The organism is Arthrobacter sp. 05L421 (assembly GCF_056397785.1).
Map to the genome: position 1 here is coordinate 12,055 of NZ_JBFTOC010000030.1, position 25,495 is coordinate 37,549.

Consider the following 25,495-nt stretch of genomic DNA (forward strand, 5'->3'; position numbering starts at 1 on the left):
CTTGTCTAAGGAGTGTCCGTGCCTGTCTCAGCCGCCGAATTTCGGGAGTGGCTGGAAGGGCGATCCCTCAGCCCTTCCCCGACTGCGCTGAGTGCGTTGACCGGTATAAATCGGGGCACTCTGAACAATCAGCTCAGGCGCGGAAATGTTGCCGAGTCCACGGTGGTTGCCATCGCCAGGGCTACCGGAATGAACGTCATCGATGCGCTCAGCGTTTTTAGCCCGTACAGGATCATTAAGTCCCGGCCGATAGAGCCCTCCGCGGCAGAAGTCCTGAGTCAGATCCACCACGCAGACCTGATGGCTGAGCTGCAGTTTCGCACCTCTCGAAAGCACTATCCCCGTGAGATCCGCAAGGGAATCGACCTCATTGCTTTTCCCCATGATGGCTCTGTCCGGGCCTGGATCGACGCCATCGACCCGGGAGACATCCGCCAGAGGATGTCCCAGGACACGGGCATGGCACTTACGTATATCGCCACACAGCTCACCGAGAACAAGCTCAATCCCCATCTGGCTATCGCGGGGTCCCGCGCCGGTGGAGGCTCGTACGCGACTGGCCTTGTGGTGACTGAATTGATCACGCCGGCCGAGGGAGGGTGGCAGATCAGGGCACGAGAGGATGAGCTGCTTGAAGTTTCTGACGATGTTTTGGTCGAGGCCATTTCTTCCCGCATTCATCTCCTGCAGAGGCGTGTGAAGCAGCGGATGGAAGCCCGCGCATACGCGGAGAAAATGACGGAACTCCTGGGATGAACCCGCTCACCGTCGTCCCGGTAAGCCTGATGCTCATTCTCTTGGGCAGCCTGACATTCAAACGCATCAATACCCCCGTGCTGGGACACCAGCACGCACTGCAGGGAAAAGCCAGCAGCATCGCCCTTTCGGGTATTTTCCTGACGCTGGCCTATCTGCTGCTGCTGCCCCCGGTTTACATGGGCATGGAATCGCTCATGCCGCTGACCAATGGCACGGACCTGATATCCAAATACTTTGCCCTCATCGCCGTCGCGTTCCTCGGCGGCCACCTCAGCATTGCGTACGGCTCACCGTTCGCTCGCCGGTGGACTGTCGGGGTGCCAGGGGCGACTACGCTGGGAATCATCGCCACGGGCCTGCTTGGGACTCTTCTGGCGACCGACGCCCCGAACCCGTCCCCGCAGCTCCTGGACTACGCTGCGCAGCCGAGCGTGCGCCTGAACACGTGGCTCGTGCTGGCCTACGTCGCCTACATCGTCGCGCCCCTCATCAAACCCGCCTACAAGGACTCCCGTAAGAATCCCCTGAGAGTCGGCCGGCTCGCGTCCGGTCTTATTGCTGCCGGCTTTGCGCTGTCTCTGATGCGCGCCTTCACCTATCCGGTCGAGTTGAGCGCGACCGGCAACGTCACCTACCTCTTCATGATTGTTTCCTACATCTCCACGGCCTTCGTGGTAATAGGACTGGCTCTCTTCGCCTACGCCCGGAAGAACCGCACAGCGCAGACCGAGCTTCGCTCGGCTCTCTTGATCGACTAGAAAGGCTGCCTCATGAACCCCACGCCGCAAGACGCCCGGCTGGCCGTCAAACGCGTCCTCGCCAAGGTCCACAACGAAGACGAAGCTGCCTACAGGGTCATCTTCAAAGCCGTGAAAATCTGCATCGTCTCCGGAATGAATCGACGGGAAGCAGCTAGATTCCTAGGCGTGCAGGCTCGACGAATCGACCGCCGTGGACAGTACTTCAGGTCCTTCTTGGCAACCCGGGACCTATTCCGGGGCGCTTTTAACGCTGGCCGCAGCTCTTCTGACGACGCTGAGGCCGTAGACGCCATGGTCCGGTGGGCCTGGAAGCGCTGAGCAGGATTTAATGGATTAGTACCAAATTTCAATTTTTCATGGTTTGTGAGATATTGGAGCAATGGCTACTCCATTCGCGCAACTTCCCGAAACGCAGGCCAAGCGATGCTGCCTGACTTTGCAAATGATGGCGACGGACCAATCGTGCGCCCATTCAGCTGCACCGAAAACACCCGCGTCATTGAGGGTGGCCGCCGTCGCGGCTGTAGCAGGGCTCATTGGTGAACCATCTGCCAAAAAATCAATGCCAATGTAACGAAGGCGACACGCCGCGCTGTTACAGTAACCAAATCCGCTCCTCGCCGTCCCGCGGATGCTAGGTTCGGAGCAAACCTAAAACAGTAACTAAAACCTGTTGAGGGCTACGAACGATTTACAGCACTGAAGCCAGTACAGGTGAAGACAGTCTGTACGAGATTCAAAGGACATGACACATGACTGCTGTTGCACATCGGGGAGGCGGGCGCCCAAGCAAGGGCCTCCGCAAGTACATTGGCTTTCGTGTGCCTGCAGAGATGGCCGACCAGGTCGCGCAGGTGGCCGAAGCGGCGGGCGTCACGATCACGGATTACGTGGCTTCGGTTGTAGCAAAGCAGCTTGAGGTCGATCTGGAGCGTCACGACCACCACAAATATCAGGAGGAGCTGCCCATTGGCCGCATCGCCTCTTAAATGACGAAGGCCCGCACGAGGCGGGCCTTCTAAGCATTTGACTCACTACCTTTATTGCTTGCCGGCGACGAGGTAGAGAGTCCTTGAGAATCAACTCGGGCCTTACGGTCCGGGCATTTTCCTATCCCTTGAGAGGAATAGCATCATCGTACCCCACGAGGTGCGCGCATGCACAGACTCACAGAGTCCGGGCGCGCCGCACGCATCATTCCGTCCTGCCGAAGCCTGGGCCGCTTTAGCTCATCTACTTGCCGGGCAGCCCCGCGTCAGACTTTCCCGCGACGGCGGAAGATCCTACCCGCAGAAGCACGAGCGCACCCTCACAGGGACCCTGCCCACGTTCCCTGCGGCGGTCCGGATTTTTGGCAAGGACGGCACCTGCGCTGCGATTTTCCTTGACTTTGACTCGTCCGTCGTCGGTATTGACTGGGTCGAGGCCGACGTCCGTGCCGTCCAGACGTGGCTGCATTCGGTCGGTGCCCGCTGGATTGAGGATTACTCCCCCAACGGCGGCCGGCACGTCTACATCCCGCTCGAGCAGCGGGTCACCTTTTCTGAAGCGCGTGATCTTGTCGAGGCGCTGGGCACCAGGTACCGGAGCCTGGACAAGACCCCGCACCAGAACCTCCTGCATGGCTGCATGCGCATACCCGGATCCCCGCACAAGCGCGGCGGCCACCAGGAACTCGCCATGAGCCTGTCCATGGCCTACGACGTTGCCCGGCGGCCCAACCCGGCCACCGTCTGGGCAGCCATGAACGCCGACCTTGCAGGGGAGATCGCCGCGGTCAAGGCACTCCGTCTCGAAGGCACGATCACACCCGCCAGCGCCGAGACGCCCCGACTCCAGCATCCAGTCGGGCGGATGTCCCGGACCATGCAGCTGATGGCCCAGACGGGGCTATACGACACCAACCGGTACGCCTCCGATTCGGATGCACGACAGGCCATTGTCACGGGAGCCGCGGCCGCCGGACTGGAACTCGTCGACGTCGAACGCCGGATGCTGCAGGGGACCTGGCCCGGACTGGCCTCTTTCTATGCCCGCTATGCCTCCCGCCACCGTGTCCCGGCATTGCGCAGGGACTGGCTGAATGCGGTCATGTATCTGAGCAAAAACCCCGGGTCCAGGGACAGAAAGAACAATGCCCGTATATCCCCCACAAGCCAGCCAAATACACAGCCCCCCGTAATACAGGGAAATCCGATTTCATCGAATCCCGATGTGGAGCATCGGTTCATCCGGACCTGGCGAAATGCACTGCGGTTGAAGGAATATGCCTACACCGATTCAAGGACCGGGCTGGCCAGGAGAATGGTGCTGAGGTCGTTGGGGGAGGCAGCACATATGACGGCGTCCAGGTTCATTGAATTTGGTGACCGGTCCATCGCGGTGGCCACCGGCCTCGACCACACCACGGTCGGATCACACCTCAGAGCCCTGCGCAACGAGAAGGACCCGTTGGTGACCCTCGTTGAACGGGGCCGCGGTACCAAGGGAGACCTGTACATGCTGACCGTGCCGGAGGAGGTGAAGACGGCGGCTGAAGACCTGACTTGGCGGAAGGGGAAAATCAATGCACTTCGGCCAGTTTTCAGGGAACTGGGACTGCCGGCGGCCTTCGTGTATGAGGCACTGGAGCACTCCCCCGGCCTGTCAACATCCGAGATCGTAAGGCTGACCAGGCTCTCGAGGACAGCTGTCAGTGAGGCGCTTGAGGTGATGGCCGCTTGGAACATGATCGCCCGGAACCACGCACGGGCCTGGTCGGTGGTGGCATCGACGTCACTGAAAGACCTCGCCGAGCACTTCGGGGTCATGGAAGCTGTGGCAGCGCAGCTGCAGCGCTACCGGATCGAACGGATCCTGTGGAAGGAATGGCTGTCCAAGAACGTCAACACCGTCGCCGAGCTCCTCTCCCCCGGCGAGGACTACCCGTGGGATGCATTTGAGGGTCCACCCGACGAGTGGGCGCTCACGGACATGGCTTTCACTAGAGCAGGGTGATCGGACCAAAAACGAAAACAGTCAGTCTGGCAGTTCGGTAGTGACAGACTCTGTCAGTCTGTGAATAACGTATTCACAGGGTATTTGGGTCCGATCCCCAGTAGTCAGCCCTCCTGGTTGTTGGGGACGGGGCATATTTTTTAGACCCGTGGGGCCAGGCCCAAGGCAACGCGGAGCTCATCCTCCGTAGAACCCACCAGCTCCTTCTGTCGCTCCAGCAGCAGGTCCACGGCAACGCGGATCAAGGTGTTGTCGGTGATCCGCTCCCCCTTTTCCCTGCGGGCACGTTGAACCTTCGAAGCGAGTACCGTCAGCTCATCCGCCTGGTCTGCGTGCAGCCGCAATTCCTTACGGACCAGATCTGTGTAGTGGGTATGGCTCGAAACAACGGGCCCCTTAACCTCTTGTAGCTCTTGGGTCGAAGAGGGCTTCAAAAGGGCATTCTCGAGTCGGGGCGCGACCTCGGACTCCACTCCCCCATTTGTCTCGGTTCGTCCAGGCTCAGGAGCCGGCGCAGGCGTGGCAACTTGTACTGTCGAGTGCGATTTTGAGCCATCATGCAATGCTGCGGCCTCATGGACAATGTGCAGGACGGGCACATCTCCATCTAGGTCAATGGGAGGGGCTTCTTTGATCTCCCGGGTCTGGTTGGCAAAGTTCTTGAATCCACCTTTGAGCGCCATCGAGGTCAGCCCTTCCTGGTCTTCGCCCAGAGACTAAACAGTTCCAAGGCGACGTCTTTGTAATCCATAGTTGCTTTCTCGGAGTTGCGGGTCTTCTCGTAAGAAGTAACCACCGTTCCGTACATAGGTGCCCGCTCGTGTGCCTTATACGCTCGAACAAACGAATTGCATACGTGGATCCCCTGCTCTCGCAACATCTCCTGTGCATCCAGCGCATCCTGCGGGGAACGCGAATCGGCTTTTGTGATCACAACCCTGTAGTCCAGACCGAAGGGCTGGACTATCTTCTCGAACGTGTAGACGAGAGGCAGAAGGGCCAAAGGCGTTGCTTCTGTAGGCATCACAATGAAGTCCGACTGGCTAACGATGGCCTTGAGCACCTGAATGTTTTCCAAGTTACCGGGGGTATCGACGAAGACCGTGTCGTAGTCGAGACCGCGCATTTGTGTGAGCGCTTCCGGATCTGTCTCAGTCGCGACGTCGAACTGCAGCTGTTCCTTTTCAGGGAGTTCCTCTGCGTTGGTCGCCCACATCGTTACAGACCCTTGCGGGTCAGCGTCGACGACAAGCACTTTCGAGCTCTGGGCGGCAACGGCGGCAAGATTCATCACTGTGGTGGTTTTCCCGGCGCCGCCTTTTTGGTTGACGACAGCTACGACCCTCATGAGTGCTTCCTTAATTTTGGTTTCTATGGCACTCGGACCGACGGCGGATTGGGACCTCATCCAAGCTTCGCAACCCGAGAAGATGGGTCAGCTCGATCCAAGGCAGAGAACATCTATATCCAAGTCGCCGGCAAGCGCTACGGCAAAATTACCAGCCACACTCCCCTTTAGTCGGAAGAAACGCCGTAGACGCACAGAGTCAGTGACTTTGTTGCTCTGTGACTCTGTGACTCTGTGACTCTGTGACTCTGTGACTCCCCAGGAGTCCGGGTCAGCTAAAGAGTCCACTCCCCCGCGATTCAGTTCAAGGCCAATCAATCACCCCCGACAGCTATCCGCCCCCTTGATTTCGAGACCACCGAGCTCTTTCAGCCACGCCCTGCCAGCACTGGGCACGGCGTCGATTAAAGTGGCTGACACCTACAGACTTCCGGAGTTCGTGACTTCCGGGGTTCCGATGTGATGGAGTCCAGGGTGGGCTGCGGTTCGCTGCTGGGACTCTGTTGAGCGATCCGCGGGTCTACAGACTCACGGACTAACAGACTCACGGCCTAACAGATTCGCCGGGTTGCCGGGCGGGTGTTCCTGGCGGGTGACGGTTCTGGGTTTGCCGGCGCGGCTTGTACGGAGTCTGTCGGTTCCGTGAGTCCGGATCTGACAGAGTGACAGACTCACGTGGTTCGGTATTAGGCCGCCGGGGMTGTSTGGTGGGCGCGTGAATGTGGCAATCACTGACTCCGTGACTCACGTACATACAGACTTCCGGAGTTCGTGACTTCCGGGGTTCCGATGTGATGGAGTCCAGGGTGGGCTGCGGTTCGCTGCTGGGACTCTGTTGAGCGATCCGCGGGTCTACAGACTCCCGGACTAACAGACTCACGGCCTAACAGATTCGCCGGGTTGCCGGGCGGGTGTTCCTGGCGGGTGACGGTTCTGGGTTTGCCGGCGCGGCTTGTACGGAGTCTGTCGGTTCCGTGAGTCCGGATCTGACAGAGTGACAGACTCACGTGGCTCGGTATTAGGCCGCCGGGGATGTGTGGTGGGCGCGTGGATGTGGCAATCACTGACTCCGTGACTCACGTACATACAGACTTCCGGAGTTCGTGACTTCCGGGGTGATGGAGTCCAGGGTGGGCTGCGGTTCCCTACTGGGACGTAAATTCGAAAGGAAGTTTGATGGCCGACTCCCGTACCGTCCGCTTGGGGCATACCTCGCCCGGACGTCAGGCGGTTGTCCCCAGTCAAGACAGGTTGCGGTCTGGCGTGGCATTTTTGACACCCTGCCGAGAGGATCTAGGGGGCAGCCGGACACTTACGGCCCGGGAACCCGCTGAGTATCTGGCGTTTGGTCTGCAGTCTCGGTGGTGCTGGAGGTGAAATAGTGTTGGGGGTAAAGCTAGCGTTGGCGTGGGGGAGACGGCAGCATGAACCATGAGCGAAGGGCTCCTGTCGTCCCGAAAAATCCGTGTCCAGTTGGTCGATGACCTTTCCGGGGATGCGCAGGAAATCGTTCGGTTCTTCATAGAGGGCACCGACTACGAAATCGATCTCGCGGCTGGCAACGCCGCTGAGGTGCGCGGAACGTTGGAACGGTACGCCGCCGAGGGCCGGCGACTGCGTGGCCGGCCGGTCCCAGGGCCAACCGGGCCTGTCGTTGAGTCGTGAGGAGACTCAGAAGGTCCGCAAATGGGAGGGGGAGAAGGAGTGCAACACCAGCGCTCGTGGACCCATCACCCAGGTCATCAAACAGGGTTACGATGCTGCCCAAGGGCAGTGAAGGTACCAACGCGAAAATCGATACATTGAATTGATGCGGGTGACCCGACGTATGTGCGCTAGCCTGATCGCGGAGTCTCGGCTCGGCGACATTCCCGCGGCCCAATACATAGCCCGACCGTTGCAGGATCCCGATCTGGACGGGCCGCTGGGTCGGACCATTCAGTGGGCGCTGGCGAACCTGGACCAGGACCTTGAGGTTGAGGCGATGGCGGCGCACGCCACCATGAGCAAACGAAATTTCACGCGCAGGTTCAAGGAAGTCACGGGGCTCTCCCCGGCGCGCTGGGTGCTTGGGCGGAGGCTTGACGACGCACGCCAACTACTGGAGAGCACAAAGCTGGAGTATTACCCGCATTGCGGAGTCCTGCGGTTTTGGCAGCCGGGTGACCTTTCGCCAGAACTTTATCGCGGCCTATGCCACGACGCCGACCTCGTACCGGGTCCGCTTCACCAGCCGCTAGGCTCCGGTTTCTGCCAAGGCCTGCCCCGGAATCAATCTGGAATGGCTCCGGTCATTCGGTGGGAGACTTGTCCGTTTTCCGGGCATAGGCCCGGTTGGCCCGCTGTCTGGCGCCGCAGCGTTCAGAGCACCACTGCCTCCTTGCATGTGTTCGAACCATGAACCGATCACACGGTGCGGATGCGCAGCGCGCGATGCGATGGGCATCCGCACCGGTCAACAACGCGGCAGCATCCTCGGCGATGTGCGCCATGGCGTGATCGACGAGCTGGGTTATTGGATGGCTCGGAACCCGGAGCAGCCCTTCGTTGGGGTCGTATTGCAGCAACGCAGCGTTGGGCACCGCCGTCAGAGCCCGATTAATCCCTTCCAGTGTCCCAAGGTCGGGTGCGACGCCTTCGCTGCGCGACTCCAGAATTCGCCGGAGGTTCTCTCTCAGGTCCGTGAGCTGAAGCTGGCAGTAGGCCAGCAGCCCAGTGTCCGCGGGCGCGAGCTCGTGCATAACGAGCCATGCGGTGGCGTTTTCCGGGTTGTTGAGCTCATCGACCCGATGTCCGCCCGGGAGCGTGACGACGCTGTTGGCCAACGCCAGGCATGGATGGTCGGCAGTGCCGGGGGCGGGAGGTAGTGGGACCTGAGTCATAGTACTCACGGTATCAGTTGCACTTTGGCGTGATAAGCCTTTACAGTTGATTATCACGTCAAAATCAACATTATTCCGTTATAAGTGAGGAAATTCATGATCAAGTCAAGCGTTTCTGGCACAGCCCCCTTCGTTCTGTCGGTACTCGACAATGCATTCACTGGGGTTGGCCACTCGGTTGAGGAAACCTTCGAAGAGATGATCACACTCGCGCAGCTGGCCGATCGGCGTGGGTTCCAGCGATTCTGGATGTCCGAACACCATGCCATGCCCGGTGCTGCGATCCCTTCCCCGCAGCTCATGGTGGCTCGGCTCACCGGCGAGACCGAGCGCATCAGGCTCGGTGCCGGCGGGATCATGCTGCCTAACCATGTGCCTCTGGTGGTGGCCGAGCAAATGGGCATGCTCGACGCGCTGGCCCCGGGACGCATCGATCTCGGTCTGGGACGCGCTCCGGGCACCGATGGAGCAACCGCCGCGGCCCTGCGCCGCAACCACACGGCGAACGAAGCGTTTCCCGAGCAAGTCGCAGAACTGCTGGGATTCCTGGAAAACGACTTCCCGCAAGATCACCCCTACAAGGATGTGTCGGCAGTGCCGGGGCCGTGGCAGGCCGAGCAGAACCGGGTCTCTCGATCGGAGACCAGCGCCGATATCTGGATTCTGGGGTCATCGCCCTACTCCGCGCAGGTCGCCGCCCGACTCGGTCGACCGTACGCCTTCGCGTTGCAGTTTGGCAGCGCCGACGTCCTGACTGCCATGCGGATCTACCGCGAGAACTTCCGCCCGTCGCAGTATCTCGCGGAGCCATACAGCCTGGTCAGCATTGGGGCGATTGCTGATGAGGATCCCACCGAGGCGCGGCGCCAGTCGGCTTCCACCGCCATGGCCATGTTGAGAATGTTCCAGCGCAACTCCTTCGCCTTGCTTCCTCCCGAGGAAGTGGAAGCCTTCCAGGGCACCTTCCAGGAGCGGCAGGTGATTGAGGAATACACCGATCGGGCACTTCATGGAACCGCCGCCGACGTGGCAGCGGGCTTGGAGAGGCTTCATTCCCAAACTGGTGTCGACGAGGTCATGTTGGTTGTTCAGGGATATTCGCGCCGCGCCCAGGCACGCACGGTGGAACTGATCGCAGACCACTACGGCATGCCCACCAACTAAGACAGCGCGGGAATCGCCGGAATTGGTGTTGAAGAAAAGAGGGATGGGAAGAACTTTGGAACTAGCAATCAAGCCTCCGTACAAGGACGGCGAACCCCCAGTGCACGGCTTCTCCGGCGACTCTGCCGCGGCCCGGGATCTGCCGGCAGCGCTGCAGAGACTGGGCTATCACGAGCTCAATGCCATGTTGAACCTTTACGGGGCGGACGGGCGCATCCAATTCGATGCTGATCGTGCCGCGGCACGACAGTATTTCTTGGAGCACGTGAACAACAACACGAAGCACTTCAGCAGTCTGGACGAGAAGCTCGAGTACCTGGTCGCGCACGGGTACTACGAGAGGGAAACGCTGGATCAGTACTCGATGGACTTTATCCGCGAGCTGTACCGCGGGGCCTACGCGAAGAAGTTCCGCTTTGAGACGTTCCTGGGTGCCTTCAAGTTCTACACTGCTTACACGTTGAAGACTCTTGACGGCAATCGTTACCTGGAGGGTTTCGAGGACCGGGTGTGCATGGTTGCCCTGCACCTGGCCCGCGGGAACGAAACGATGGCCGTTTCCCTGGTCAGCGAGATCATCCAGGGACGCTTTCAGCCGGCGACCCCGACGTTCCTGAATGCCGGTAAGGCTCAGCGCGGCGATCTGGTCTCCTGCTTCCTGCTGCGTTTTGAAGACAATATGGAGTCGATCGCCCGTGGCATCAATTCTTCACTGCAGCTCTCGAAGCGCGGCGGCGGTGTCGGACTTTCTCTGACCAATATCCGCGAAGTGGGTGCCCCGATTAAACGGATCGAGAATCAGTCCTCCGGTGTCATCCCCGTGATGAAGCTTCTGGAGGACAGCTTCTCCTACGCGAACCAGCTCGGTGCCCGCCAGGGCGCAGGTGCCGTGTACCTGCACGCCCATCACCCCGACATCCTGCGTTTCCTTGACACCAAGCGCGAAAACGCGGATGAGAAGATCCGCATCAAGACACTCTCGCTCGGTGTTGTCATCCCCGACATTACCTTTGAGCTGGCCAAGCGCGATGAGGACATGTACCTGTTCTCCCCGTACGACGTCGACAAGGTCTATGGCGTGCCGTTCAGCGACATTTACGTTACCGAAAAGTATTACGAGATGGTCGATGATGCGCGCATCAGGAAGACCAAGATCAACGCGCGCGATTTCTTCCAGACCCTCGCCGAGATCCAGTTCGAATCCGGATATCCGTACATCATGTTCGAGGACACCGTGAACCGGGCCAACCCGATCAAGGGCAAGATCTCGATGAGCAACCTATGCTCGGAGATCCTCCAGGTCTCGACCCCGTCGGAGTACAACGAGGACCTGAGCTACGACACCGTGGGCAAGGACATCTCCTGCAACCTCGGTTCGATGAATATCGCCAAGGCAATGGACGGCAAGGATCTCGGGGCTTCGATCGAGACTGCGATCCGCGCGCTGACTTCCGTCTCAGACATGTCATATAGCAACTCGGTCCCGTCGATTGCCCAAGGCAACGCCACCAGCCACGCCATCGGCCTTGGCCAGATGAACCTGCACGGCTACCTGGCCCGTGAGCGCGTCCACTACGGTTCCGAAGAAGGCTTGGACTTCACCAACATCTATTTCTATACCGTGGCGTTCCACACGCTGCGCGCCTCAAACCTGCTGGCCATCGAGAAGAACCAAACCTTCGACGGCTTCGCCGACTCGAAGTACGCCTCGGGTGAGTTCTTTGACAAGTACACCGACGGCGAATGGGTTCCGTCCACCGAACGTGTGCGCGAGCTGTTCGCCGGGATCGAGATCCCGACGCAGGATGACTGGTGTGCGCTGAAGGCTTCCGTCATGGCGCACGGCATCTACAACCAGAACCTGCAGGCCGTTCCGCCGACCGGTTCCATTTCCTACATCAACAACTCGACCTCCTCGATCCACCCGGTGGCGGCAAAGATCGAGATCCGCAAGGAAGGCAAGCTGGGCCGCGTGTACTACCCGGCCCCGTATCTGGACAACGACAACCTGGAGTTCTACCAGGATGCGTACGAGATCGGTTACGAAAAGGTCATCGACACCTATGCTGCCGCCACGCAGCACGTGGACCAAGGACTGTCCCTGACACTGTTCTTCAAGGACACCGCCACCACACGTGACATCAACAAGGCCCAGATCTATGCCTGGAAGAAGGGCATCAAGACCATCTACTACATCCGCCTGCGCCAAATGGCCCTCGAAGGGACCGAGGTGGAAAATTGCGTTTCCTGTGTCCTATAACGCAGCAGCGCTCCATGCGCTGCTGCGTTGCCGATGAAGCTCCTTGGCGTTCCATGCCTCGCGAAACGATATCCGCGACAACCAACTGAAGGAGAAGTTCAATGACCCTGCTGACCAAGGGAAGTAGCGGCGCCGAAGCGATCGAACCCGACCGCTACCGCGAAGTCATGCGACACCATCCCACCGGCGTCGCAGCCGTCTCCTCCCTCGATGCAGAGACACGAACACCCCATGGACTAATTGTCGGAACATTGGCCTCGCTTCCACTCGAACCTGCCCTCATCACGTTCAGCGTTGACCGAACTTCGTCGAGTTGGCCAAAAATCTCCCGTACCGGGAAATTCACCATCAGCCTGCTGGCGGAAGGGCAAAAAGATGTTTCAGAAGCCTTGTCCCGGAAGCAGGATGACAAATTTACCGGATCGACTGGAGCCTTTCGTCCCAGCGCACCCCGCAGGTTGACGGAGCGCTGGGATGGATCCATTGCACCATCAACCGCGAACTCGGCGGCGGAGACCACCTACCGATCATCGCCGACGTCGTCGGGATGAGTGCTTTCGGAGGAGAGCCCATGGTCTTCCACGGCGGAAGGCTCGGCGGCTTCCGTGGACAAGGGCCTGCCTGAACATCATCCTTTCGCCTTATCTCGTGACGATTCATCGGCGTAACTGGTCCAGTTCCTCTTCGTTCCGGACGGTGATGCCCGGAGGCGCCTGGGCATCATGCGCTCGGCCCTTCACTCGGTGACCCCGGGCTAAAAATGGTCGGTATAGTCCTGCCGATCAACACCCGCAAAGGCAATATCCTTGCCATCCGCCGGGTGCTCAATGACGCACGCGAGGGCGATGTCCTGGGGTGTGAATTGCAACGATACATGGCCTGCTTTTCACAGCTCTCAGTGGCCTTTTTGTAGCCTCTATTGTTGCATTTTGGGCCGATGGATGAAGCAAGTTCATTCGGTGTTGCCGCTCAGGGCGCGGTTACTAATTAGTGGATAGCGGTGTTGGTTGTTACGGTCCGCTTGGCGGCCATGGAGTACTTCCTTGGCGGTTGTGGAATCGCCGCACTGCCTGATTCGCGCGTTGGTGCTGCCAACCTGCCGGTGTTCGGCGGTTGGCGTCCGGGGAAAGCGACTGCTGGATAGCCGAGGCTAGGCAAGTGAGAGGAAGAGCTTTTCCATGTCGGCAAGGTCGGCCGTGGGGTCCTCACTTTTCAAGCACTGTTCGAGCCCTGTGGCGATAATGGAGAACCCGGCACGGTCAATGGCCTTGGAGGCGGCGGAAAGCTGGGTGACCACCGCGCGGCAGTCGCCGCCTTCCTCCAGCATGCGAATCACCGCGTTCAGTTGGCCCTGGGCTCGCTTGAGCCTGTTGACGGCGGGTTTCATGGTGTCCGCTTCAAGTTCCATGGTGAGTCCCTCTCGGGTGTCGGTTTCATCAATTGTATACCCCCAGGGGTTTCCTTGGTGGTTCAGGAGCGGCGACCATAAATACCCCTAGGGGTATGTGTCATAGTCGAAAACGGAGGGGCGAATGAGCCCTCACTGCCCCGAGAACCGAGGAGTTGCCATATGTGCCGTGTGACCAAATGTCGCAAATGTCAGAAAGCCACCTGGGTCGGGTGCGGGCAGCATGTCAAGCAGGTCATGGCCAATGTGCCACGCAGCGAACGCTGCCTCTGCGATCCAAATGCCCCGAAGGAACCCCGCAGGGGCGGCGGATTCTTCGCGCGCCTCTTTGGTCGCTAAACCCCGCCACTCCACGCCCCGCGGCGTTCGGCACCATCCGCAATGGCGCCGATCGCCACTTTTCTGAGTAGGGAGCACCCCCGGGCCCGGTCGATGAAACTTTTGACGAATACCCCCTGGGGTATTATTGTTCGTATTGAACAATATACCCCATGGGGTATTTATGAAGTATTACGCAACCACAGGAGAGATCATGCTTCTCGAACGGATCTATGACGAGGACCTTGCGCAGGCCAGCTACTTCATTGGCTGCCAGGCCAAGGGCGAGGCCATCGTGGTGGACGCCCGCCGCGACATCCAGGTTTACCAGGACCTTGCCGCGAAAAACGGCATGAGGATCACGGCCGTCACCGAAACCCACATCCATGCCGACTACCTTTCCGGCACCCGCGAGCTGGCCGCCGCAACCGGCGCGACAGTCTACGTCTCGGGCGAGGGCGGGCAGGACTGGCAGTACGAATTCGACGCCGAGCGCCTCTTCGACCATTCCATCATCACCCTTGGCAACATCAGCCTCAAGGCCCTGCACACCCCGGGCCACACCCCGGAGCACCTCTCCTTCCTCGTCACCGATGGTGCTTTCAGCGACGAACCGGGCTTCCTACTCTCCGGAGACTTCGTTTTCTCCGGGGACCTGGGACGCCCGGATCTGCTCGACGAGGCCGCCGGCGGCACCGACACGCGTTTCGCTGGAGCACGTGACTTGTTTGTCTCGCTCAAGGAAAAGTTCCTGACCCTGCCCGATTACGTCCAGGTCTATCCCGGCCATGGTGCAGGCAGCGCCTGCGGCAAGGCGCTGGGCGCCATTCCGTCCTCAACTGTCGGTTATGAACGATGCTTTTCCTGGTGGGGCCCCTACCTTGCGGCCAACGATGAGACCGGGTTCGTTGAGGCGCTGCTCGATGGACAACCAGACGCGCACGCCTACTTTGGCCGTATGAAGCGCCAAAATCGCCAAGGTCCGGCAATCATGGGCGAACGCGCACCGCTGGTCGAGTTGGCGGGCTCAGACATCGCTGCCGCCTTCGCCGCCGATGACATTGGCATAGTCGACACACGCCACCACAGCGACGTCCACACAGGCACCGTTGTGGGGGCGCTGAACATCCCAGCCGGTAACAAAGCGGCAAGCTACGGCGGCTGGGCCATTGACCCTGAAACCGACAAGCGCCCGCTGGTGTTGTTGGCTCCCGGCAGCGAAACGGCCACCGAAATGTGGGACCATCTCGTTCGAGTGGGCATCGATAACGTCGCCGGTTATGTGACCTCTTTCGAGGGACTGCCGACCTACATTCCCGAAACGTTGGAACCCGCCCAACTGGCGGGGTTCGAAGCGGCACTGGTTCTCGATGTGCGCAACAAGAGCGAACACCGTGCAGGGCACATCCCCGGCTCCGAACAGCTCAACGCCGGCCGGGTGCTGTGGCACACCGACAAGCTCCCGTCCAACGGAGTGATCGTGAGCTACTGCCAGTCCGGGGTTCGCAACTCCGTGGCCGCCTCCGCACTGCGGCGCGCCGGATACCGGGTTGTCGAACTGACCGGCAGCTACGTCGAATGGAGCGCCTGGAACCAAGCGCAGGACGCCTAAGCATTCCGCCCCGAACACCCCATCCTCACATTTTCGGTCCCGCGTCCTCTCTTTCGGATGCGGGACCGGCTGGGCGCCGCGCCCGGCAGAAAGGTCACCACAACCGTGAACACGAATTCCCAGACCACCAGCCCCGGAGAGCTCAAGGAATTTATCGCTTCCGGCTCCAATGTCATCGTGCTCGACGTGCGTTCCGCAGCCGAATTCGAAAGCCTGCACATCAAGGGCTCCTACAACGTTCCCCTCCCGCTGCTGGCAGAACACACCGCGGAGCTCGCCTCCAAAATCGACTCCAAGGTGGTATTAGTCTGCCAGTCCGGCGTGCGCGCCGCCGAAGCCCACTCAAAGCTGGCCGGAATCGGATTCAATGAGGCCCATGTCCTCGTTGGAGGCGTGCCGGGATACCAGCAGGCTGGTGGAGAAACCATCGCAGGGTCTAAACGCTGGGCCTTGGAACGACAGGTGCGCATGGCCGCCGGCACTCTCGTAGTGGCCGGGCTGGCCGGGGGCAAGTTCCTCTCCCCGCAGCTGCGCACCGTCGCCGGCGTCATCGGCGCCGGGCTGACCTTCTCCGCGGCCACGAACACCTGCGCCATGGGCAAGGCCCTGTCAGCGATGCCATGGAACAAGACCGGCAACGAGCCAACCCGCGAATCGGTCATCATCCAGCTTCTGGCCAAGAAGTCCTAGCACCCACCCCGACCAGCCCCACCACCAGTCCCTCCCCAACCTGGCACCCTGGCACGGGCAACCTCGTCCGGGCAGGAGTGCCATCATTCAGCACCACCTCGAAGGAGCAACCATGCCAGAAGTCACCATCACCGACGCCGACCAGCGACGTGCCGGGGAGCAGATCCTCGATGTCCGCGAAGACTTCGAGGTCGCCGACGGCATGATCCCCGGCTCCATCCACATCCCCATAGGAGAGCTGAACGCTCGCCTGAGCGAAGTCGATCCGGCCCGCCCCGTCCTCGTGGTCTGCCGCAGCGGCAACCGCAGCTCCCGCGTCGCCGACGCGCTCACGGATGCCGGATTCAACGCAGACACCATAGCCGGCGGCACGAGTGCCTGGCAGCGCGCCGGCCTGCCCGTCAGCTAACGAGAACGCCCCGACAACTTCACCCCTGTCCACATACTCGCACCATCGACCCGGCAAGCAGGTTTCCTCCATGGCCCTCACCCTCGTACTGACCCTTCTGCTTTCGGTACTGATTGGGCTCTCGCTCGGACTACTCGGCGGGGGCGGTTCCATCCTCAGCGTCCCGATCCTGACCTATGTTGCAGGCTTGGAGCCGAATGAAGCCATCACCATGTCCCTGTTCGTGGTGGGAGTGACTTCAATCGTCAGCGCAGCAACGCATGCCCGCAAACGGCGCGTGAAATGGCGCTCCGGACTGCTCTTCGGTGCCGCGGGCATGGTCGGGGCCTTTGGCGGGGGTCTGGTCGGAAATCTGCTTCCCGGCACGGCGCTCATGATCGCCTTCGCCTCCATGATGCTCGCCACGTCGGTGGCCATGATCAGGGGACGCCGCGAACGCCCGGGCGCAGGCGCCGCCGGTGAACTCCCAGTGGCCAAGGCCTTGTCGGCCGGTGGCGTCGTGGGACTCATGACCGGTTTGGTGGGTGCTGGTGGAGGGTTCCTGATCGTCCCAGCGCTGGTTCTGCTGGGCGGATTGCCAATGGTCGCCGCGGTCGGTACGTCGCTGCTGGTCATTTCAATGAATTCTCTAGCCGGATTCGCCGGGCACTTAACGTCCCTGGAACTGGACTGGGCTCTCACCGGCGCAGTGAGCGCCGCGGCGCTCATCGGTGCCCTCATTGGCGCACGTCTGGCAGGACGCATCCCCGAGACAGCCCTGCGCAAGGGCTTTGGCTTCTTCGTACTGGCCATGGGCGTCTTCGTGCTCGTCCAGGAACTTCCCGCTCCCGCCAACCTCGCTGTCGGTATCGGTGCCGGTACGCTCGCCTCGGCAGCCGCGCTGTGCTGGTTCCTGCTTCCCTCATGCCCACTGCGCCGCCAGAAACCTACGTCCCCCGAAGCAGCAGAAGCCAACAAGTAAACCCGGTAGCCGGTCCTGACGCGGTGCTACGGACCATACTTCTGCGTCTCCGCGAAGGATTCTCCGTTGCTTACGAACTTCATCAAGTCCAGCCTCCTCAGCAACACCCCTACTTTCGGGTGCTGGCTGACCCTCGATTCCACAGCCGTCGCCGAAGTCCTTTCCTATTGCAGCTTCGCCTGGCTCCTGATCGACATGGAACATGGCCCCAGTAACGAAATCTCGGTTCCGGCACGCACGGCCCTGAAGCAGTAGTGCAGCAGAGTGGACCGGTAACCGGGTTTGTCCTGTCGAGTGAGGACTGCCCCAGGATCTACGTGAGCGGAGACAACGCATCCGTTGATGTGGTGGCGGAAATCGAGGAGAACTGCGGACCCATTGACGTCGCCATCCTGTGTGCTGGCGGCGCAGGATTCAAGGAACTGGCCGACGGCGCCGACCTCACCATGGGAAATGACGCAGCCCTCGAAGTTTCGAAGATCCTTGCCGAGGCACTGATCATTCCCGTCCATACCGATTCCTTGGCGCATTTCCGGCAGACCTCGGCACAGATGCGCGAGTGTTCGAAGCAGACGGCAGCGGTGACAGGCTGCTGGTCCTGAAGCCGGGAGAGACCGCAACGGTGCCACAGGCCGGCGTCTTCACCGTCTGAGCAGAGCCGTCCGGCTTCACGGATAGTCCGGGCCTGGAGCCTTCTGACATTCCGTTCAGAAGGCTCCGGGCCCAAGGAGTTAAATAAAGATCTGGTTAACAGACCGAGTACTCGGTCTGTTAATGTTACCGTGGTATTCATCACACCCGGCACCGATGCCTGGCGTTCCCAACCCACAGAAAGCGATGAGACCCATGGTTGTGTCTGATCCGGCTGCAGCAGCGACGTTGCAGTCGCCCGCCACCTCTGCCCCCAAAGAAAAAGCCAAAGTAAACGTGATCGCCACGATGGTGGCCGCCCGGCTTGGACTTATGACGGCCCTTTCCGTGCCAATCGTGGCCGGGATGACGCTCAAGGTGCAGTCCTTGGTGTCCCCAGCTGAAGTTGCCCCTACACTCGGTTTCGTCATCTCCATGGGCGCCTTCGCCGCCCTACTCTTCGATCCCGTCTTTGGCCGGCTGAGCGACCGAACGATTGGGCGTTTCGGCCGCCGTCGCCCATGGCTGGTCGCTGGAGCCCTGGGACTCCTGGTAAGCCTGACCGTGATTGCCATGGCACCGAATGTCGTGGTTCTAGGCATCGGCTGGTTCTTCGCACAGGCCCTTGGCAATGCTGCGGTCGCTGCACATACGGCCTCCCTGGCAGACCAAATACCTCAGTGGCAGCGCGGCAAAGTCAGCGGCATGATCGGCATCGCCTCCCAAGCCGCCGGCCTGGGGGCGGCGTACTCGGCAAGTCTTCTCGGGCAGAACATGCTCCTTCTCTTCGTGGTTCCGGGCGTCATCGGGCTGATCCTGGTCCTCGTCTTTGCATTCGTGCTGCCGGACCAGCCCATGGAACGCCGACCTGCATCCGAAGGTGGCTTCCGCACCGCCTTAAAGACCTTCTGGGTCAACCCGGTCAAGCACCCGGACTTCGCCTTTGCCTGGATCTCACGCTTTCTCGTCGTCCTGGCACTGTTCATGTTCGTCACGTTCCGCCTCCTGTACCTGCAGCAGGACCTGGGCCTTTCCAAACAGGACGCAGCAGGTGCCTTGGCGACCGGTGTCCTCATTTACACCCTCGCCCTCGTTACGGCAGGCCAAATCGCCGGATGGATCTCGGACAGGCTCGGGCGTCGAAAGGTCTTCATCTGGATCTCAGCCATAATCTTCGGCATAGGCACGTGGATGCTGAGCCTGGCAGACTCCACAAGCGGGTTCTATTGGGCGGAACTGGTCATCGGCATCGGCTTCGGCATCTACATCGCCGTTGACCTCGCCCTCGTCATCGATGTCCTCCCCAACCCAGACGACACAGCGAAGGACCTCGGCGTCTTCAACATCGCTATGGCCGGTCCCCAAACACTTGCCCCGGCAGTATCAGCCGCACTGCTCACAATGGGAGGCGGAAGCTACAAACTCATGCTCGCCGTCGCGGCCGGAATCGCCCTGCTCGGTGCACTGACCATCCTCCCCGTAAAGAGGGTCCGATGAGTGAACATCACCAGACAAGCACGGACCGCGAGGAGGCCGCGGCAATGGGCCAGGACCTTGGCAACGCCGTCGAACAGGCAATCGCCACTTTGGGCCTCCCGGAGAAGGTGCGGCTGCTCTCCGGCGCAAGGATGTTCAGCCTTTGGGACGAGCCCTCGATCGGCCTAGAGGAAATCGTCATGTCTGATGGCCCCTCAGGGGTCCGTGGGCCGCTGGTGGTCGGAGGACGGGTCTCTTGCCTCCTGCCCAACGCAACGCTCATCGCCCAAAGCTGGGACCTGGACGTGATGCGCGAGGTCGGGCAAATCCTTGCGGACGAAGCAGAAGACCAAGAAACCCATGTGGTCCTGGGGCCCACGGTAAACCTTCACCGGACCCCTCTGGGCGGGCGCCTGTTTGAATGCTTCAGCGAAGACCCTCTGCTGACCGGCCACCTCGGAGCGGCCTATGTGCAGTCCCTCCAGGAACGTGGGATCGCCGCGACGCCAAAACACTTCCTGGCCAACGAAGCCGAAACCGAGCGCACCACCGTGGACTCCGTGGTTCCGGAAGCTGCCCTCCGGGAGCTGTATCTTCTTCCTTTCCAGATCATGGTGGAAGACGCCCGGCCCTGGACGATCATGGCCTCCTACAACCGGATCAACGGAACCACGGCCACCGAGCACGACGAACTGCTGAACAAGGTCCTCAAGGACGAATGGGGTTTCGACGGTCTGGTGATCTCCGATTGGCTCGCCGCCAAGACCGCGGTTGAAAGCGCCAACGGCGGACTCGACCTCGTCATGCCCGGTCCGGACACTCCCTGGAGCCGGTCCCTGGTCGCCGCCGTCCAAAGCGGTGACGTCTCCGAGGACACCATCAATGACCACCTCCGCAGGCTCCTCAGGCTCGCATCACGGGTGGGGGCCTTCAATGGAGGGCGCAACTGGACAACGGATCTGCCGCGCCCTGACGGCCCGGAACGCCGCGAACAGCTGCGCCGACTCGCCGCCCGCAGCATGGCCGTCCTGCTCAACCGCGACAACACGCTTCCGCTCCGCAAGGACTCCACAGAAAGCGTCGTGGTGATCGGTCGCCACGGGATCGATACCGTGGCCCAAGGCGGCGGCTCCGCCATCGTGCGCCCGCCCCACGTCGTCAGCGCCGCCACGGGAATAGCGCGCGCCCTCGGCAAGGACCGCGTAACCGTCGTCGATGGGGTCCAGACCCGCACGCAATGGCTCGCAGCGAACCCGGAACTCCTCCGCGACCCGGAAACCGGGACCCGCGGTGCGCGTGCACGGATCTTCGACAAGGAAGGCAAGCTGCTCGGGACCCGCCATCTCGAAGTCCCGGAGCTTGAAGTCAGTGGCGAAAGCTGGGCCTCCGGAGCGGCGTCCATCGAACTCTCAGCCGAGCTGACAATCGACAGGTCCGCCCGGATGATGATCGGCACCCGCGGGGCCGGCAATTGGGACATAACTGCCCCCGGCCACCGCGAATCGGTACGGACCCCCTTCCACGACGGCCCGGGAGGCGGCTTCTTCCGCCCCAAGAGCCACGCTGCACCACTGGACGTCGAACCGGGCGCGCGGATCACCGCGACCACCGACGCTGAGAACGAGAACCGCCTCATCGGCTTGGTCGTGGAACCTGCGCTGAAAAACAGCGCCGCCGCCATCCGGGACGCCGTCGCAGCAGCCGCAGACGCCGACATCGCCGTCGTGGTCGTCGGATACACCCAGGAACAGGAAACGGAAGGCCAGGACAAGAACACCCTCGCCCTGCCCGGGGACCAGGACGCCCTCGTGGCAGCAGTCGCAGCCGTGGCGAAGCAAACCGTCGTCGTGCTCAACGCCGCCACACCCGTTCTCATGCCCTGGATCGCGGACGTGGACGCTGTGCTGTTTGCCGGCTTGCCCGGACAGGAAGCCGGCGACGCGATCGCCGCGGCACTGACCGGCGACGTCGAACCTGCAGGACGCCTGGTGACCACCTTCCCAGCCCGGGACGGCCAAGGCCCGGCATGGTCAGTAACGCCGCGCGGCGGCAAACTCCCCTACTCTGAGGGAACGCGGGTGGGATATCGCGGATGGAGCACCTCCGCCGAGCAACCCTTGTTCTGGTTCGGACACGGCCTCGGCTACACCGAATGGGACTACAAGGGCGCCGAAATCACCTCCACGGAACGGGAAACCGTGACATCCGTACGCGTGACCCTCGGCAACGTCGGGGACCGCGCAGGAACAGAAACAGTGCAGGTCTACCGCTTCCCCGATGACCCGTCCATCCCTCCACGGCTCGTCGGCTGGGCACAGCTTCACCTGGAACCCGGAGGACAGGCAAGCATCGACGTCAGCTGCGACTGCCGCGCACAACGGCTGTGGAACAGTACCGCCCAACGCTGGGACGAAATCACCGGAGGCCGGATCGTCGTCGCGCGTGGACTCGGCGATGTCAGACTGGAACTGGCTCCCACAGAGCGCGAGGCCATGGCGGCCGGAACAAGCAAGGAGTAAACCATGTCGTATCCAGCCGGATACCGGATAGAGCGGGAGCGCCCCCGGCGCCGCCGCAACGGCGAAACCGCAAGGCTGAAGGCAATCCAGGCCGCGATTGAGCTCTTCGCAGTGGGCGGCTACGGTGGAACGTCCATCGCCGATGTCGCGGCGAAGACCGGACTCTCGCAATCCGGCCTGCTCCATCATTTTCCGTCCAAAACGGCCTTGTTGGCAGCCGTGCTCGAGCACCGTTCCAAGGAAGACGCAGACTTCCTTTTCGACAGAGAGCTGGCCCCGCTGGGCTGGGCAGCCTTCGACGTCTTGGTGTCCCTGGTTGCGAGGAACTCCACCAGGCCCGACTGGGTTGGCCTTTTCGTCAGGCTCTCCGCCGAAGCCACCGAACCGGGACACCCTGCGCACCGATGGCTCCTGGACCACTACTCGAGCCTGCGCCAATGGCTCGGCGAAGCGTTGGAAGACGGGAAGAGCCACGGGGACGTCACACAGGACGCGCCCGTGGAGGCAATCGTCAACAACACCATCGCCGTCCTCGACGGCATGCAGCAGCAATGGCTCTGCGCTCCAGGGAGCTTCTCGATGGTGTCGCAGTTCAGAACCTTCATCGAAAGCATCAAGACCACCTGGGGCTGAGGTCCGGCAACGGGGAAGCTCCGCTTGTTTCGCGGACCTTCCCTTCTGTTGCCGTGCCCGATTCCCGGAGAAAGTCAGCAAATATGAAAACTCCTGCCACACTTCAAGTAGCGGCTGAAACGGACGCCCCGGGCCGGCACGAAGACCAACGGCGCACCATCGGCGTCCTTATCGCAGGGCAGATCCTCGGTGGAATCGGAATGGGTGCCTCGCTCTCGCTGGGCTCCCTCCTTGCCGTCCAGGTTTCCGGTTCCACGGCCTGGTCCGGAATGGCCGCCACGATGAACACACTCGGCGCCGCCGCCTTTGCCATCCCTCTGGCCCGTGCGGCCGTAAAACGCGGAAGGGGCGTCTCGCTCGCGGCCGGATCGCTGACCTCCGGATTCGGAGCAGCCATCGCCATCGCCTCGGCGGCCTTGTCAGCCTTCCCGGCGTTGCTGATCGGACTCATCTTCTTGGGTGCGGGAACCGCGGTGAGCTTCCAGGCCCGATTCGCTGCCACGGATCTGTCAACGCCAAAGACCCGCGGCCGCGACCTTTCCATCGTCGTCTGGTCAACCACCATTGGCGCAGTTTCGGGCCCCAACCTTTTCGAACCGGGAGAGATCGTCGGCAGGCTGCTCCACTTGCCGACACTGACGGGCGCCTTCGCGTTCACCGTGGCGGCCCAGTTGCTTGCCGCCCTGGTCTTTTACGCGGGCCTCCGGGCCAAGCCTCCCGTCGAGGGAGCCGCGGCGGCAGAAGACGACGGTGCCCCCACCAAAACCGATTCCGGTTTCTCGATCCTTCGCCGCAAACCCGGCGCCCGTTACGCCGTGACGGTTGTGGCGCTCAGCCACGGCACCATGGTGGCGCTGATGTCAATGACGCCGGTGCATCTGCACGACCATGGGGCAAGCCTCGCCGTCGTCGGCATGACCATCAGCCTCCATATTGCAGGGATGTTTGGCCTTTCACCGCTGTTCGGATGGCTCTCAGACCGCCTCGGCCGGATTCCGGTGCTGCTGACGGGGCAGGCAATGCTGCTGGCTTCCTTGGTGCTCGCCTGGCTCGCCCCGCACACCATGGTGACTCCAAGCCTGATCCTCCTGGGCCTCGGATGGTCGGCATCAATCGTTTCCGGTTCGGCCCTGGTGGGCGATTCGGTGTCCGTAGCCGACCGGGGTCCCCTGCAAGGTGTTTCAGACCTCCTCATGAACCTCACCGGAGCAAGCTGCGGAGCCCTCGCAGGACCGATTCTCACCGCCGTCGGCTATTCCGGACTCGGCGCAGGGGCCATGGCCCTGGTCGTGGCCGTCACCGTGTGGACCCTTTTGCGTTTGCTTACGGATCGCAGGGCTCCGGCCAGCTGACATGACAGCCGTCAGCTGTGCGCCACGGGCTGAAGCCCTCGCCGGGGTATTCGCAGCAGCCCAACAGGACATGGAGTTCCAGTCACGCCTTGCCGTGGCGCGGCACCACCTCGAGAACCTCCTTGCCGGGTTCTCTTCCGCCATCGCTGCCGCGGATCCTGAAGGGCTGGCGACCCTGCTTCGCGGTGCGCGCCTTATTGCGGAAGAACGCGACGGCGGTCGCCGTGTCACGTCGCCGGAGGAGACTCTCAGCCGGCTCGCTCCCGACGGGCGGCGCGTCGTCGTCGTCACCAGTAATCTCAGCCTTGCCTACAAAGGGCCACACGTCGACTATGCGGGCACTTACCAGTGCTGGACGTCGGAGACGGGACCCGAGTGTGTGGGCCTTGGCACCTTCCACGGGCGCTTTGTTACCGGCCCCCAGGTCTGGAGATGGTCAGAGCATATGCTGCGTTTTCCGTTCTAGATGTACTGCGCCGGGACGTTGTTGACATGTATGGCTTGAAAACGAGGAGGACCTCCGGGCTAAGTGGAGCTGTCTAGTTCACACACTTTGCGCTCGGAGGTCCTCGTGTCCCACGTTAATGCCCGGTTGACGGTTCATGGAAGGCTCCTGATCGTTGACCGGGTGGCCGCCGGCCGCCCGTGTCCCGGATCCTGCACCGGCACGGGGTCCCGCGGCTGGCGGACTGCGATCCGCTGACGGGTGCCCCGATCCGCGCCGCACGGACCACGGCGAAGCGGTACGAGCGGGCACGGCCTGGGGAACTGGTCCATCTGGACGTCAAGAAGCTCGGCCGTATCCCCGACGGCGGCGGCTGGCGGGCCCATGGCCGCTCGGAGCAGGTCAAAGGACGCGGGATCGGTTACGACTACGTCCATGTAGCCATCGATGACCACACCCGCATCGGCTACGCCGAGGTCCTTCCCGATGAGAAGGGTGCCACAGCGGCCGGGTTCCTCACCCGCGCCGCGGGCTACTTCGCCGGCTACGGCATCCAACGGATCGAACGCGTCATCACCGACAACGCCTTCGCCTACCGCAACTCCACAGCGTTCCGCCAGGCAGTCGCTGATCTCGGCGCCGTTCAGCGCTTCATCAAGCCCCACTGCCCCTGGACCAACGGCAAAGCCGAACGCTTCAACCGGACCCTGCAGACCGAATGGGCCTACCGGCAGGTCTTCACCAGCAGCACCCACCGCCAAACCGCACTTGCGCCCTGGCTCCAGCACTACAACACTGAACGAATCCACACCGGCATCGGAACCACACCCATCACCCGGGTGTCACCAACCTGATGGCTCAGTACATCTAG

At 61.6% G+C, this 25,495-nt stretch carries 24 protein-coding genes and 3 pseudogenes; 23 read left to right on the forward strand and 4 right to left on the reverse strand.

Translation table 11 applies throughout. The features are described 5' to 3' along the window. Nucleotides 1–189 precede the first annotated feature (189 nt). From AC1DKQ_RS20775 to AC1DKQ_RS20795, 5 genes are all read left to right on the forward strand, one after another. Complete coding sequence (locus tag AC1DKQ_RS20775; RefSeq protein ID WP_476920060.1) at nucleotides 190–756, forward strand: hypothetical protein; 567 nt, start codon at nucleotides 190–192, stop codon at nucleotides 754–756. Further along, nucleotides 753–1,517, forward strand: coding sequence for a hypothetical protein (locus AC1DKQ_RS20780; RefSeq protein WP_476920061.1), 765 nt, complete (start codon nucleotides 753–755; stop codon nucleotides 1,515–1,517). Before AC1DKQ_RS20775 ends, AC1DKQ_RS20780 begins: the two co-directional genes overlap by 4 nt. A gap of 12 nt (nucleotides 1,518–1,529) precedes the next feature. Beyond that, a complete protein-coding gene (locus tag AC1DKQ_RS20785) occupies nucleotides 1,530–1,838 on the forward strand; it encodes a hypothetical protein (RefSeq protein WP_476920062.1) in 309 nt (102 codons plus the stop codon). Between the two features lie 434 nt (nucleotides 1,839–2,272). Continuing rightward, nucleotides 2,273–2,509: a hypothetical protein gene (locus AC1DKQ_RS20790; RefSeq protein ID WP_476920063.1), complete on the forward strand. Its 237-nt coding sequence runs from the start codon at nucleotides 2,273–2,275 to the stop codon at nucleotides 2,507–2,509. A 160-nt stretch (nucleotides 2,510–2,669) separates the two neighbouring features. Further along, complete coding sequence (locus AC1DKQ_RS20795; RefSeq protein WP_476920064.1) at nucleotides 2,670–4,517, forward strand: MarR family transcriptional regulator; 1,848 nt, start codon at nucleotides 2,670–2,672, stop codon at nucleotides 4,515–4,517. Between the two features lie 140 nt (nucleotides 4,518–4,657). On the opposite strand, the gene AC1DKQ_RS20800 is transcribed toward AC1DKQ_RS20795, so the two are convergent. Both AC1DKQ_RS20800 and AC1DKQ_RS20805 read right to left on the reverse strand, forming a co-directional pair. Further along, nucleotides 4,658–4,951, reverse strand: a complete 294-nt coding sequence (locus AC1DKQ_RS20800; RefSeq protein ID WP_476920065.1) for a hypothetical protein — start codon at nucleotides 4,949–4,951, stop codon at nucleotides 4,658–4,660. 254 nt (nucleotides 4,952–5,205) lie between these two features. Beyond that, nucleotides 5,206–5,865, reverse strand: a complete 660-nt coding sequence (locus tag AC1DKQ_RS20805) for a ParA family protein (RefSeq protein ID WP_476920066.1) — start codon at nucleotides 5,863–5,865, stop codon at nucleotides 5,206–5,208. A gap of 1,431 nt (nucleotides 5,866–7,296) precedes the next feature. Here AC1DKQ_RS20805 and AC1DKQ_RS20810 point away from each other — a divergent pair. The 3 genes and pseudogenes from AC1DKQ_RS20810 to AC1DKQ_RS20820 all read left to right on the forward strand — a co-directional run bounded on the left by AC1DKQ_RS20810 (nucleotide 7,297) and on the right by AC1DKQ_RS20820 (nucleotide 8,105). Further along, the gene (locus AC1DKQ_RS20810) at nucleotides 7,297–7,530 is read left to right on the forward strand and encodes an Lsr2 dimerization domain-containing protein (RefSeq protein ID WP_476920067.1); all 234 of its coding nucleotides are present in this window, start codon (nucleotides 7,297–7,299) and stop codon (nucleotides 7,528–7,530) included. A 337-nt stretch (nucleotides 7,531–7,867) separates the two neighbouring features. Next, nucleotides 7,868–7,921: pseudogene (locus AC1DKQ_RS20815) on the forward strand (hypothetical protein); the annotation flags it as partial. Nucleotides 7,922–7,946: 25 nt separating this feature from the next. Continuing rightward, on the forward strand, nucleotides 7,947–8,105 hold the full coding sequence (locus tag AC1DKQ_RS20820; protein ID WP_476920068.1) for an AraC family transcriptional regulator: 159 nt from the start codon (nucleotides 7,947–7,949) through the stop codon (nucleotides 8,103–8,105). A 51-nt stretch (nucleotides 8,106–8,156) separates the two neighbouring features. Here AC1DKQ_RS20820 and AC1DKQ_RS20825 read toward each other — a convergent pair whose 3' ends face one another. Next, complete coding sequence (locus AC1DKQ_RS20825; protein ID WP_476920069.1) at nucleotides 8,157–8,747, reverse strand: CGNR zinc finger domain-containing protein; 591 nt, start codon at nucleotides 8,745–8,747, stop codon at nucleotides 8,157–8,159. A 96-nt stretch (nucleotides 8,748–8,843) separates the two neighbouring features. Here AC1DKQ_RS20825 and AC1DKQ_RS20830 point away from each other — a divergent pair, with 96 nt between their 5' ends. From AC1DKQ_RS20830 to AC1DKQ_RS20840, 3 genes and pseudogenes are all read left to right on the forward strand, one after another. After that, complete coding sequence (locus AC1DKQ_RS20830) at nucleotides 8,844–9,911, forward strand: LLM class flavin-dependent oxidoreductase (RefSeq protein WP_476920070.1); 1,068 nt, start codon at nucleotides 8,844–8,846, stop codon at nucleotides 9,909–9,911. Between the two features lie 139 nt (nucleotides 9,912–10,050). Beyond that, complete coding sequence (gene nrdE, locus AC1DKQ_RS20835; protein WP_476920082.1) at nucleotides 10,051–12,171, forward strand: class 1b ribonucleoside-diphosphate reductase subunit alpha; 2,121 nt, start codon at nucleotides 10,051–10,053, stop codon at nucleotides 12,169–12,171. 167 nt (nucleotides 12,172–12,338) lie between these two features. Further along, nucleotides 12,339–12,796 (forward strand): annotated as a pseudogene (locus AC1DKQ_RS20840) (flavin reductase family protein). Between the two features lie 525 nt (nucleotides 12,797–13,321). On the opposite strand, the gene AC1DKQ_RS20845 reads toward AC1DKQ_RS20840, so the two are convergent. Next, complete coding sequence (locus tag AC1DKQ_RS20845) at nucleotides 13,322–13,579, reverse strand: metal-sensitive transcriptional regulator (protein ID WP_476920071.1); 258 nt, start codon at nucleotides 13,577–13,579, stop codon at nucleotides 13,322–13,324. A gap of 532 nt (nucleotides 13,580–14,111) precedes the next feature. Between AC1DKQ_RS20845 and AC1DKQ_RS20850 the strand changes: the two genes are divergently transcribed. The 12 genes and pseudogenes from AC1DKQ_RS20850 to AC1DKQ_RS20905 all read left to right on the forward strand — a co-directional run. Beyond that, entirely contained in the window at nucleotides 14,112–15,509 is a 1,398-nt protein-coding gene (locus AC1DKQ_RS20850) for an MBL fold metallo-hydrolase (protein WP_476920083.1), read from the forward strand. A 105-nt stretch (nucleotides 15,510–15,614) separates the two neighbouring features. Continuing rightward, entirely contained in the window at nucleotides 15,615–16,199 is a 585-nt protein-coding gene (locus tag AC1DKQ_RS20855) for a rhodanese-like domain-containing protein (RefSeq protein ID WP_476920072.1), read from the forward strand. Nucleotides 16,200–16,311: 112 nt separating this feature from the next. Further along, nucleotides 16,312–16,608 carry a rhodanese-like domain-containing protein gene (locus AC1DKQ_RS20860; protein ID WP_476920073.1) on the forward strand — a complete coding sequence of 99 codons (297 nt, stop codon included), beginning with the start codon at nucleotides 16,312–16,314 and terminating at the stop codon, nucleotides 16,606–16,608. A 70-nt stretch (nucleotides 16,609–16,678) separates the two neighbouring features. Beyond that, nucleotides 16,679–17,569: a sulfite exporter TauE/SafE family protein gene (locus tag AC1DKQ_RS20865; protein ID WP_476920074.1), complete on the forward strand. Its 891-nt coding sequence runs from the start codon at nucleotides 16,679–16,681 to the stop codon at nucleotides 17,567–17,569. A 66-nt stretch (nucleotides 17,570–17,635) separates the two neighbouring features. Then, nucleotides 17,636–17,824 (forward strand): hypothetical protein, encoded by a 189-nt coding sequence (locus AC1DKQ_RS20870; RefSeq protein WP_476920075.1) that lies wholly within the window; start codon nucleotides 17,636–17,638, stop codon nucleotides 17,822–17,824. Next, nucleotides 17,824–18,171, forward strand: a complete 348-nt coding sequence (locus AC1DKQ_RS20875) for an MBL fold metallo-hydrolase (RefSeq protein ID WP_476920076.1) — start codon at nucleotides 17,824–17,826, stop codon at nucleotides 18,169–18,171. The genes AC1DKQ_RS20870 and AC1DKQ_RS20875 overlap by 1 nt, the downstream gene beginning before the upstream one ends. Before the next feature lie 244 nt (nucleotides 18,172–18,415). Continuing rightward, complete coding sequence (locus AC1DKQ_RS20880) at nucleotides 18,416–19,696, forward strand: MFS transporter (protein WP_476920077.1); 1,281 nt, start codon at nucleotides 18,416–18,418, stop codon at nucleotides 19,694–19,696. Next, entirely contained in the window at nucleotides 19,693–22,194 is a 2,502-nt protein-coding gene (locus AC1DKQ_RS20885; protein WP_476920078.1) for a glycoside hydrolase family 3 C-terminal domain-containing protein, read from the forward strand. Before AC1DKQ_RS20880 ends, AC1DKQ_RS20885 begins: the two co-directional genes overlap by 4 nt. Nucleotides 22,195–22,197: 3 nt before the next feature. Continuing rightward, entirely contained in the window at nucleotides 22,198–22,827 is a 630-nt protein-coding gene (locus AC1DKQ_RS20890) for a TetR/AcrR family transcriptional regulator (protein WP_476920079.1), read from the forward strand. 83 nt (nucleotides 22,828–22,910) lie between these two features. Further along, the gene (locus AC1DKQ_RS20895; protein ID WP_476920080.1) at nucleotides 22,911–24,179 is read left to right on the forward strand and encodes an MFS transporter; all 1,269 of its coding nucleotides are present in this window, start codon (nucleotides 22,911–22,913) and stop codon (nucleotides 24,177–24,179) included. 70 nt (nucleotides 24,180–24,249) lie between these two features. Further along, entirely contained in the window at nucleotides 24,250–24,645 is a 396-nt protein-coding gene (locus AC1DKQ_RS20900) for a hypothetical protein (protein WP_476920081.1), read from the forward strand. A gap of 179 nt (nucleotides 24,646–24,824) precedes the next feature. Next, nucleotides 24,825–25,478, forward strand: a pseudogene (locus AC1DKQ_RS20905) (integrase core domain-containing protein); the annotation flags it as partial. Between the last annotated feature and the right edge of the window lie 17 nt (nucleotides 25,479–25,495).